The 5471-nt window shown below is 71.2% G+C and carries 4 protein-coding genes; all 4 read left to right on the forward strand.

The genetic code is table 11. From position 1 onward, the window contains the following. Positions 1–3187: indolepyruvate ferredoxin oxidoreductase family protein (locus tag ACI8AF_RS27385; protein WP_456542946.1), on the forward strand; the 3187-nt coding region annotated here is incomplete at its 5' end. Further along, positions 3184–4008 carry an SDR family oxidoreductase gene (locus tag ACI8AF_RS27390; protein WP_456542947.1) on the forward strand — a complete coding sequence of 275 codons (825 nt, stop codon included), beginning with the start codon at positions 3184–3186 and terminating at the stop codon, positions 4006–4008. The genes ACI8AF_RS27385 and ACI8AF_RS27390, both read left to right, overlap by 4 nt. Continuing rightward, positions 4005–4844 carry an enoyl-CoA hydratase/isomerase family protein gene (locus ACI8AF_RS27395; protein ID WP_456542948.1) on the forward strand — a complete coding sequence of 280 codons (840 nt, stop codon included), beginning with the start codon at positions 4005–4007 and terminating at the stop codon, positions 4842–4844. Before ACI8AF_RS27390 ends, ACI8AF_RS27395 begins: the two co-directional genes overlap by 4 nt. A gap of 11 nt (positions 4845–4855) precedes the next feature. Further along, the coding region (locus tag ACI8AF_RS27400; protein WP_456542949.1) for an acyl-CoA dehydrogenase family protein at positions 4856–5471 on the forward strand (616 nt) is incomplete at its 3' end.

Consider the following 5471-nt stretch of genomic DNA (forward strand, 5'->3'; position numbering starts at 1 on the left):
GGCTGACCCCCGTCCAACGCGAAGGCCGCGACGCAGGGGGGCCGGGGCGGCCGCCTCGGACGCCCCCCCCCCCCCCCCCCCCCCCGACGCGGCATCGACGAACTACCCCACCGACAGCAACGGCGCGTTCATCGACTGGGGCATGCCCGTCCTGTTCCCCGGCAACGTCCAGGAGATCCTCGACCTCGGACTGCACGGGTACGAGCTCTCGCGCGTCAGCGGGCTCTGGGTCGGCTTCAAGATGGTCACCGAGACCGCCGACGCCTCGGGCTCCGCCGACGTCACCCCGCAACGCCTACGCTTCCTCCGGCCGAGCGTCGATGACGGCGGCCGCCCCTTCGCGCCCCAACTGCGGATCAACACCCCCGGCCAGCCGATGAAGGAGGCCGAGCGCGACCTCGTGCGCTCCCGCCGGCGGCTCGCTGAGCTGTACATCAAGCTCAACAATCTGAACCCCGTCGTCGTCGAGCCGGCTCAGCCGCGGATCGGCATCGTCGCCGCCGGCAAGACCTACTACGACCTGCGCAAGGCCTTCGAGAAGCTGGGCCTCGACGACGAGACCCTGCGCGCATCGGGAGTGCGCCTCAAGCGGGTGGGCGCGCTCTACCCGATCGCGGTCGAGGAATGGCGCGAGTTCAGCCAGGACCTCACCCGGATCTTCGTGGTCGAGGAGAAGCGGCCACTGCTCGAACGGTTCCTCAAGGAGGCCCTGTACGGGCAGCCGGGCGCGCCGGAGGTGCTGGGCAAGACCGACCCGGACGGCGCCGAACTGCTGCCCGAGTACGGCGCACTCGACGCCGACACCGTGGCCAGCCGGCTCGGTCCCTGGCTACGGACGGCGATCGGGGACGTCGTCCGCCTGCCCGAGGAGCGGCGCACCCGGCCGCTGCTGCCGCTGGTGACCTCGCGCAAGCCCTTCTTCTGCTCGGGGTGCCCGCACAACACCTCGCTGCGCGTGCCCGACGGCTCGACGGTCGCCGCCGGCATCGGCTGCCACATCCTCGAGCTGGTGGTGCCGCGGGAGGAGTACGGCGTCATGGCCGGCTTCACCCAGATGGGCGGCGAGGGCGCGCAGTGGATCGGCATGGCGCCGTTCACCTCGACACCGCACATCTTCCAGAACGTCGGCGACGGCACCTTCCACCACTCCGGCAGCCTCGCACTCCGGGCGGCGGTCGCCGCCGGCGTGACCATCACGTACAAGCTGCTCTACAACAGCGCCGTCGGGATGACCGGCGGACAGCACGTCGAAGGCGGCATGACCGTCCAGGCGCTCACCCAGCTGCTGGCCGCCGAGGGCGTCGCCCGGACCATCGTCACGACCGACGACGTCAGGAAGTACCGCCGTCAGCGGCTCGCCAAGGGCGTCGAGGTGTGGCACCGCGATCGCATCATCGAGGCCCAGGAGGTGCTGGCCGCGACGTCAGGCGTCACAGTCCTCATCCACGACCAGTACTGCGCCGCCGAGAAGCGACGCCTGCGCAAGCGCAAGAAGATGGTCCAGCCGACCGAGCGCGTCCTGATCAACGACCGGGTGTGCGAGGGGTGCGGCGACTGCAACGCGAAGTCGCAATGCCTGAGCGTGCAGCCGGTGGACACCGAGTTCGGCCGCAAGACGGCGATCCACCAGTCCTCGTGCAACTTCGACTACACCTGCGTGAAGGGCGACTGCCCCTCCTTCATGAAGGTGGAGACGAAGGACGCCACCCCGGTCGCGCGCCAGCGCCACGAGGCCCCGGAGTCGCCAGAGCCGACTCGGCTGGTGCCCGAGCACGCCTTCAACGTCACGATGACGGGCATCGGGGGCACCGGCGTCGTCACGATCAGCCAGGTGCTCGCCACCGCGGCCGTCCTCGACGGCCGGCTGGTCCGCAACCTGGACCTGACCGGGTCCAGCCAGAAGGCCGGGCCGGTGGTGTCGCAGCTTCAGGTGTACAGCGACCCCACCGAGGAGCCGGCCGCCCGGATCGCCGAGGGGGAGTCCGACCTCTTCCTGGCCTTCGATCTCCTCGCCTCGCTCACCCCGAGGAGCCTTGCGCAGGCCAGCCCGAGCCGCACCGTCGCCGTGGGCTCCACCCGGCCGACGCCGACCGCGGACATGGCCGTCGACCCCTCCATCCCCTATCCGGACATCGACGTCCTGGTCACCGAGGTCAACGCGGTGACCCGTGCTCGGGACAACGTGTTCGTCGACCCCGAGGCGATCGCGGAAGCCGCCTTCGGCAACCACCTGATGACCAACAGCGTCCTGATGGGGGCGGCGTACCAGAGCGGTGCCCTACCCCTCTCCGCCTCGTCCATCGAGGAGGCGATCAGACTCAACGGCGCCGCCGTCGACGCCAACATCCAGGCCTTCCGATGGGGTCGCGCCGCCGTCGCCAGCCCGGACGAGGTGGACGCCTTCATCGCCGCTCGGTCGAAGACCCCCCCGGCGCTCGAGCCCGAGCTGGAGAGGCGGATCGCGACCATCGCGCCCGACTCCGCCCTGCGCCACGTCCTCGAAGTGCGGGCGCAGGACCTGGTGGCCTTCCAGAACCTGGCCACGGCACACCGATACCTCGACACCGTCGAGGTCGTCGCGGAGGCCGAGGGCGCGGTCAGCGGGGCGCGCGGTCGGCTGACCGAAGAAGTGGCGCGCCAGCTCTACCACCTCACCGCCTACAAGGACGAGTACGAGGTGGCGCGCCTGCACCTGCTCGACTCGGCTCGTGAGGCCGTCGAGAAGGAGTTCGGAACGGGAGCGAAGGTCTACTGGTACCTGCACCCGCCGATCCTCCGGGCCATCGGCATGAAGTCGAAGATCAAGCTCGGCCCCTGGTTCCGGCCGGCCTTCGGCCTGCTCGCCGCGGCCCGGCCGCTGCGCGGGACACCCCTCGACCCGTTCGGGTACGCCGAGGTCCGACGGGTGGAACGCGAGCTCGTGCGTCACTACAGCTCGCTGGTCCGGGCGGTGGCCGACCGGCTGGACGCGGACAACTACGACGCGGCTCTGCGTCTGGTGTCCGCAGCAGATGACATCCGTGGATATGAGGAGATCAAACTGCGCAACATCGCTCGCTACGTCCCCCGCGTTCGCCAACTGGCCACGGCACTGGGAATCGACCCATCGATCAGCCCGCGGCTGGACGAGGTGGCCCGCACAGCGACGCAGCCCGAGCCCATCGAAGCGGGGAGTCAGCCCTCATGAGCCAGCTACTGCCGCCGGATCTGCTCCGTGGCAGCAATGTCTTCGTCAGCGGCGGTGGCAGCGGGGTCAATCTCGCCATCGCGCGCACCTGCGCCTCCCTCGGGGCCAACATCGTCATCTGCGGACGGACCGAGGCGAAGCTCGAGCTCGCTGCGGAGCAGCTCCGGGAGCACGGCACCGAGGTGGCATGGGCAGTGGCCGACGTGCGAGATGCCGGCGCGGTGGAGGAAGCGTTCGACCTGGCGGCTCGACGTGTCGGCCCCGTGCACGCCGTCATCTGCGGGGCCGCCGGGAATTTCCTGGCCCCAACCGAGGCGTTGAGCACCAACGGTTTCCGCGCCGTGCTGGACATCGACGTCCTGGGCAGCTTCCACTGCGCCAAATACGCGTTCCCCCACCTTCGCGAGACCCGTGGAAACATCCTGTTCGTCTCCGGCGGGCAGTCCCAGATGCCGTTCGTCCACCAATCCCACGTCGCGGCCGCCAAGGCCGGCGTCGACCAGTTGATGAGAAGCCTGGCGCTCGAATGGGGGCCGCTCGGCATCCGGTCCAACTCGATAGTCCCCGGGCCGGTGGACGGCACCGAGGGGATGAAGCGCCTGGCGGCGACCGTCGGCGACGACGTCTGGTCAGGCATGGTGCCGCTCGGCCGGTTCGCCACGGCGGAGGAGGTCGGCACGATGGCCGCGGTGCTCGTCTCGCCCCTGGCCTCCTTCGTGAACGGTGCCCAGCTCGTCGTCGACGGCGGTATGGCCATGACCGGTTCAGCCGCCTTCAACCAGGCCATCCTCGCCTCGATCGACCCGGTGTCCGCGGGGTGAGCACCATCCAGCCTGCCTCGCTCCCGACCGGGCTGGGGACGATCCGGCTCGACTCCCCGGAGCCCGGCGTCCTCGTGCTCACCCTCGACCGGCCCGAGCGGCTCAACGCCCTGTCGGCCGAGCTGCTGCGCGAGCTGCACGCCGTGCTCGACGCGCTCGCCGAGGACCCGTCGGTGCGGGTGCTGGTGCTCACCGGCGCCGGGCGGGGGTTCTGCGCCGGGCTGGACCTGACCGCGTTCGACATGGGCGGGCCGGACCGGGCCGTGCGCTCGCCGCAGACCGGCATGGCGATCCAGAAGCACATCGCGGCGCTGGTGCCCAAGCTGCGGGCGCTGCCGCAGGTGGTGATCGCGGCGGTCAACGGGCCGGCGGCCGGTGGCGGGCTGGCGCTGGCGCTGGCCTCGGACGTGCGGATCGGGGCGGCGTCGTCCCGGTACAACGTGGCGTTCGTGCGGCTGGGGCTGTCCGGTTGCGACATCGGGGTGAGCTGGCTGCTGCCGCGGCTGGTCGGGGCGTCGCGGGCGTTCGAGCTGCTGCTGACCGGCCGGATCGTCGACGCCGCCGAGGCCGACCGGATCGGCCTGGTCACCCGGGTCGTACCGGACGGCGAGGTCCTCGACTCGGCGCTGGAGACCGCGCGGCTGGTGCTGGCCAACTCGCCGTTCGGGGTGCGCATGACCAAGGAGGTCATGTGGAGCCAGCTGGAGATCGGCAGCCTGCAGGCCGGCATCGACGTCGAGAACCGCAACCAGATCCTGTCCTCGTTCACCGCCGACCACCGCGAGGCGGCGCTGGCGTTCCGCGAGCGCCGCACGCCCGACTTCACCGACGCCTGAGAGGGACAGCTGTGTCTGATCGCGATCTGGTCGCCGAGACCGCCCGCCGGGTGGTGGCCGAGCACCCACCGGCCGACACCGGTCAGCGCGACTTCCTCGCCGCCTGCTTCGACGCCGGCCTGGCCTGGGTGCACTTCCCCGCCGGCTTCGGCGGCCTCGGCGTCGCCCCCGGCCTGCAGGCCGTGGCCGACGGCATCCTGCAGGGCGCCGGCGGGCCGAACCCGTTCTGGCTCAACCCCATGGGCTACGGCATGGCCGGGCCGACGGTCATGGCCCACGCCTCCCGCGAGCTCGCCGGGCAGCTGCTGCGCCCGGACTACGTCTGCGACGAGATCTGGTGCCAGCTGTTCAGCGAGCCCGGCGCGGGCTCCGACCTCGCCGGCCTGGCGACCCGCGCGGTGCTCGACGGCGACACCTGGATCGTCAACGGCCAGAAGGTGTGGACGTCGAACGCGCACAAGGCCCGCCGCGCCCTGCTGCTGGCCCGCACCGACCCCGAGCAGCCCAAGCACAAGGGGCTGACCTACTTCGTGCTCGACATGGACCAGCCCGGCGTCGAGGTGCGGCCGCTGCGCCAGATGACCGGCGAGGCCGAGTTCAACGAGGTCTACCTGCGCGACGCGCGCA

Source organism: Blastococcus sp. SYSU D00669, from assembly GCF_054050715.1.

What these genes read in the sequence shown, in the direction of transcription:
- ACI8AF_RS27390 (WP_456542947.1), top strand. Translation starts at nt 3,184, where the DNA reads ATGAGCCAGCTACTGCCGCCGGATCTGCTCCGTGGCAGCAATGTCTTC.